This window comes from Kitasatospora sp. NPDC028055 (assembly GCF_040637885.1).
Taxonomy (GTDB): Bacteria; Actinomycetota; Actinomycetes; order Streptomycetales; family Streptomycetaceae; genus Kitasatospora.
Map to the genome: position 1 here is coordinate 1 of NZ_JBEZXE010000100.1, position 5,258 is coordinate 5,258.

Annotated in this window: 5 protein-coding genes and 1 rRNA gene; 4 read left to right on the forward strand and 2 right to left on the reverse strand. The window is 73.4% G+C overall.

The window, feature by feature from the left end:
* Positions 1-139 precede the first annotated feature (139 nt).
* The 4 genes from AB0F71_RS39620 (at position 140) to AB0F71_RS39635 (ending at position 4,646) form a co-directional block, all read left to right on the forward strand.
* Complete coding sequence (locus AB0F71_RS39620) at positions 140-1,033, forward strand: polysaccharide lyase (protein ID WP_360246102.1); 894 nt, start codon at positions 140-142, stop codon at positions 1,031-1,033.
* 232 nt (positions 1,034-1,265) lie between these two features.
* Positions 1,266-2,468: an MFS transporter gene (locus AB0F71_RS39625; RefSeq protein ID WP_360246105.1), complete on the forward strand. Its 1,203-nt coding sequence runs from the start codon at positions 1,266-1,268 to the stop codon at positions 2,466-2,468.
* A 345-nt stretch (positions 2,469-2,813) separates the two neighbouring features.
* The gene (locus AB0F71_RS39630) at positions 2,814-3,167 is read left to right on the forward strand and encodes a metalloregulator ArsR/SmtB family transcription factor (RefSeq protein WP_360246108.1); all 354 of its coding nucleotides are present in this window, start codon (positions 2,814-2,816) and stop codon (positions 3,165-3,167) included.
* 111 nt (positions 3,168-3,278) lie between these two features.
* Positions 3,279-4,646, forward strand: coding sequence for an MFS transporter (locus AB0F71_RS39635; RefSeq protein WP_360246111.1), 1,368 nt, complete (start codon positions 3,279-3,281; stop codon positions 4,644-4,646).
* A gap of 33 nt (positions 4,647-4,679) precedes the next feature.
* Here the strand turns inward: AB0F71_RS39635 and AB0F71_RS39640 are convergent, their stop codons facing one another.
* Together AB0F71_RS39640 and rrf are read right to left on the reverse strand one after the other, a co-directional pair.
* On the reverse strand, positions 4,680-5,006 hold the full coding sequence (locus AB0F71_RS39640; RefSeq protein ID WP_360246114.1) for a hypothetical protein: 327 nt from the start codon (positions 5,004-5,006) through the stop codon (positions 4,680-4,682).
* Between the two features lie 175 nt (positions 5,007-5,181).
* A 5S ribosomal RNA gene (gene rrf, locus AB0F71_RS39645) occupies positions 5,182-5,258 on the reverse strand; the annotation flags it as partial.

The window sequence follows — 5,258 nt, forward strand, 5'->3', positions numbered from 1 at the left end:
CGGGTGGGCGGTTCACACAGTCCGTGAACCGCCCACCCGGCCACGGCCCTTTCCCCTTCCCTTCCCCGCCCTTTGCCCAAGCGCGACCCGGGCGTGCGGCATGATCTGTACGGATCAACCGCCGACCGAGGAGCCACCGATGAACCGCTCCGCGCGCACCGCCGCCCTGGCCGCACTGGCCCTGCTCACCGCCGCCGGCTGCGCGGCCACCCCCGCACGGGCCCGCGCCCACCCGCCCACCGACTCCGCCACCGCCGCCCCCGCGCCCAGCGGCTCGGCCGCCTGGACCGGCGGCTTCCGGGGCTACGGCACCGCCCAGTGGCAGCGCTCCTGGGGCGTCGCCGCCCAAGGCGCCTGGGGCGCAGCCGACTTCACCGCCGTCGAGGACCGGACGGCCCCCGACGGCGGCCCCGCGCTCCAGGTGACGTACGGCGCCGGCTCCTCCGCCAACTCCTGCACCGACTGCCCCAATCCGGGCGGCGGCCAGTTCTACACCGACCTGAACGCCCTCGGCCTGTCCGCCCTCGCCCAGGGCCCCACCCTGGACCTCAAGTACTCCCTCCGGTTCCCCACCGGCCGCGACTGGGGCAAGGCCGGCAAACTGCCGGGCCTGTACGGCGGGAAGATCGGCCAGGAGTCCGGCGGCAACCACGGCGCGGGCTGGTCCACCCGCTACATGTGGCGGGGCGCCAACGGCAGCCCCGACAACGGCGAGGTCTACCTCTACACCCCGACCAACTCCGGTCCGACCGGCTACGGTGTGGACGAGGGCCTGGGCGACTGGCACTTCCAGGCCGACGACCGCTGGCACACCGTCGAGCAGTCGGTGAACCGGAACACCGGTGAGGTCACCGTCTGGTACGACGGCCGCCAGGTGTACTCCGCCAAGGTCGCCTCCGGCATCGCCTCGATCCCCTTCGGCGGGGTGCTGTTCTCGACCTTCTACGGCGGCCACGACACCAGTTGGGGCCCGGCCAGCACCCAGCGGGCCCAGTTCGCCGGCTTCTCGCTCTCCGCCGGCGTCCAGCACTGACGAGCGGCCGGGCCGGTGGGCCGCCGCTCGGGCCGATGGTGCCGGGACCGGCCCTCGCTGGGGCCTCACCGCCCTCGTCAAGGAGCTTTCCGGACTCCGGGATCCCAGCTGGAAATGGTCCGTGAAGGGGCGGCCAAACGTGTAGAGGTCATGCCATACTGCGTCGGTGACCTCAGCCAGCCCAGCGACACCCCCGCCCCGCGCCCGGCCCCAACTGGGCCGGAAATTCACCATGCTGTGGTCGGCGTCGTCGATCTCGGCGGTCGGCGACGGCATGCGGGACTCATCGCTTCCGCTGCTCGCCCTGGCCATCTCGGACTCCCCGTCGGCGGTGTCCGTGGTCGCGGTGGCCGGATCGCTCCCCTGGCTGCTGATGGCCCTGTTCGGCGGCGTCATCGCCGACCGCTTCGACCGCCGCCGGCTGATGTGGACGATCGACCTCGGCCGGGCCGCCATCCTGCTGGGCTTCGCCGCCTGGGTCTTCTCCACCACCCCGCCGCTCGCCCTGCTCGCCGCCCTGGCCTTCGTCCTCGGCTGCGGCGAGACGGTGTTCGTCAACGCCGCCACCTCGACCATCCCGGACGTGGTCCGCTCCGAGCAGCTGGACGTCGCCAACGGCCGCCTCCAGGGCGGCCTGCTGGTCGGCCGGATGATCGGTCCGCTGGTCGGCACCACCCTGTTCGCGATCGCGGCCGGCTACCCGTTCACCGTCGACGGCGTCTCCTTCGCCCTGGCCGCCGTCCTGGTCGCCGCGACCGGCCGCTCCGGCGCCCCCCGGGCGCGGTCCGAGCGCCGGGTCATGGCCGAGGTCCGCGAAGGCGTCCGCTGGCTGTACGGACACCGGCAACTGCGCCTGGTCGCCTCGCTCTCCGCCGTGGCCGCGGGCGCCTCCTCACTCGGCATCACCATGTTGGCCCTGCTGGTCACCCGCACCCTGCAGGAGCCCACCTGGGCCTTCGGCGCCGTCCTCGCCACCGGCGTGGCCGGCGGCACGGCCGCGAGCATGCTGGCCGGCCGGATCGGCGAGCGGCTGAGCCGACGGGCCCGGATCACCCTCTCCTTCGTGCTGATGGGCTCCTCGCTGCTGCTGATGGGCCTGAGCCCCTCGGTGTTCGTGGTGGCACCGCTGTTCGCGCTCGGCAACTTCGGCGTGGTCACCTGGAACGTCCAGGCGATCTCGCTGCGGCAGCAGACCGTGCCCAAGGAACTGCTCGGCCGGGTCAACAGCTGCTACCTGATGCTCTCCCGGATCGGGATGCTGATCGGCGCCGGCCTCAGCGGCTGGATCGGCTCCACGGTCGGCATCCGCACCCCGATCGTCATCGCCGGTGCGCTGATCCTCGCCGCGCTGTTCGCGATCCCGCGGATGGGCGACCTCGAACCGGCCCCGGCGCCCGTCGCCGAGCACCAGCCGGTCGAGCAGCGCGCGGGCTGACCGCCCGACCGGGGCCGCTGCTGCTCCGGGGCCCGCTGCCGGCCGCCGTCACCTGGGCCCACCTCCGCCGCCGCGGTCCGTCGTCATGAGCGCACCTGCGCACGCGGTCTAGGGCGTGTCTGACAATTCGCGTCGGATCAGCGCGCGGCGTTGGGGTGCGTGCATCGCAAGGCGGAGGAGGGAGTCCCTGCGGTGGGGGCACCTCCCGGCCGAAGGCTGGGGGCCATCGGCGACTGACGACAACGCGGCGAGGTGCGCTTGTGCCCTGGGGGTACCTCCCGGCCGAAGGCTGGGGGAGCGTCGCGCGCCCGGCGGGAATTGTCAGACACGCCCTAGGATGCGGGCATGAGCTCCGGCGCCGATCTGGCAGATGCACACCGTTCGCAGCAGCGGGCCGAGGCGCGGCTGGACGTCGCCGCCTCCGTCCTCTCCCTGCTGGCCGACCGCACCCGGCTGGCGCTGCTGGAGCGGCTCGGGCGGGGCGAGGCGGACGTGACCACCCTGACCGAAGTGACCGGCGCCGCCCGACCGTCGGTCAGCCAGCACCTGGCCAAACTGCGGCTGGCCGGGCTGGTCGCCACCCGCAAGGACGGCCGTCGGGTGGTCTACTCGCTGCGCCACGGACACCTGCGCCGACTGGTGGACGAGGCGCTGAACGTCGCCGACCACCAGATCGGGCACCTCCCGCCGCACGACTGAGCCCCGGCCCGTCCACGCGGGTCGTTCCGCCCGTCCAACAGGTGCACAGGTACGCACGCATTGCCTATGATGGGCGCACCACGACCCCCACCACCGCCCCGGGACGGGCCCATGCTGACCGTGCTGCGCAACCGCACCTACCGCCATCTGTTCACCGCCCAGGTCGTCGCCCTGGTCGGCACCGGCCTGGCCACCGTGGCGCTCTCGCTGCTGGCGTACTCGATCGCCGGGAGCGACGCCTCGGCCGTCCTCGGCACCGCACTGGCGATCAAGATGGTCGCGTACGTGACAGTCGCCCCGGTCGCCGGAGCCCTCGCCGGGCTGGTCCCCCGGCGCACCCTGATGGTCGCCATGGACCTCACCCGGGCCGCCGTCGCCCTCACTCTGCCGTTCGTCGACCGGGTGTGGCAGGTCTACGTCCTGATCTTCCTGCTCCAGGCCGCCTCCGCCGCCTTCACCCCGACCTTCCAGGCCACCATCCCCGAGGTGCTGCCGGCCGAACGCGACTACACCCGGGCGCTGTCGATGTCCCGGCTCGCCTACGACCTCGAGTCGCTGTTCAGCCCGGCGCTCGCCGCCCTGCTGCTGTCCGTGGTCCCGTACCACTGGCTGTTCGCCGGGACGACCGCGGGCTTCCTCGCCTCCGCGGCCCTGGTCGTCTCCGTCGTACTGCCCAGGCCCCGGCCGGTCGAACGGACCGAGGGGATCTACCGCAAGGCCGCGTTCGGCACCCGGCTGTTCCGGGCCACCCCACGGCTGCGGGCGCTGCTCGCCCTGGACCTCGCGGTGGCGGCGGCCGGCGCCATCGTCTTCGTCGACACCGTCAACGTGGTCCGCGACCACTTCCACCGCCCGGTCGGCGCCGTCTCGGTGGCCCTCGGCGCGTACGGCGTCGGCTCGATGCTCGCCGCCCTGCTGCTGCCGCGGCTGCTCGCCCGGGTCAGCGACCGGTCCGTCATGCTGCCCGCCGCCTTCGCACTGCCCGGCGTCCTCGCCGCCGTCACCGTGATCACCGCCGTCCCCGCCGGCACCGGGAGCTGGCTCGCCCTGCTCGCCGCCTGGGCCCTGGTCGGCGCCGCCGGCTCCGCCGTCCTGACGCCCGGCGGCCGGGTGATACGCCGCTCCGCCGCCGACCCGGACCTGCCGGCCGCCTTCGCCGCCCAGTTCTCGCTGTCGCACGGCTGCTGGCTGCTCACCTACCCGCTGGCCGGCTGGCTCGCCGCCGGGGCCGGACTCCCCGCAACCGCCGTCGTCCTGGGCGCGGTCGCCCTCGCCGCCGCCGTCACCGCCACCGCCCTGTGGCCCGCCCGGGACCCGGACGCCCTCAGCCACCGCCACACCGACCTGCCGCTCGGCCACCCCCACCTCACGGACGCCCGCCCCGCCCCCGACGGCAGCGGCTGGCAGCACGGCCACCACTACGTCATCGACCAGCACCACCCCAGCTGGCCCCGCCCACCCCGCGCCGCCCTGAACTGAGAGCCCCGGCACGGCGTTTCGAGGTCGCCGGAACTACCCCCGGGTCACCGGGATGCTGTGCGCGGCCATCGCCTCCACCAGTCGGTCCGGCTCGTCCGGGGTGATCACCGGCTTGACCTTGGCCCCGAGGTCGACGACGAAGGCCACGCTCTTGTCCACCCGCCCCAGGTCCAGGTTGAAGTAGTGGACGAGGTCCCCGGAACCCCAGATCCGCCACCGCCCGCCGACCCGGGTCAGCGGCACCTGCCGCAGCCCGCGGATCCGCCCGTACGGGATGCGTTTGGCAATCCCCAGCGGGAAGTAGTACCGGCGAATCACGAGCTCACTCGCGGTGCACGTCACCAGACCGTCGTTGTACATGGCGGCCAGGCTAGCCCCGGCCCCTGGCACAAACCCGACCATCAGCGGCCGATCCGGGCAGGTACGCCCGGACGCCGCATTGAGGGGACTACCTGGTGATACGCCTACTGCGCTCTCCGCCGGAAATGCGAAAAGCCCCCGCCGGTGAACCCGGCGAGGGCTTTTCTGAATGATTGTTCGGCGGCGTCCTACTCTCCCACAGGGTCCCCCCTGCAGTACCATCGGCGCTGTGAGGCTTAGCTTCCGGGTTCG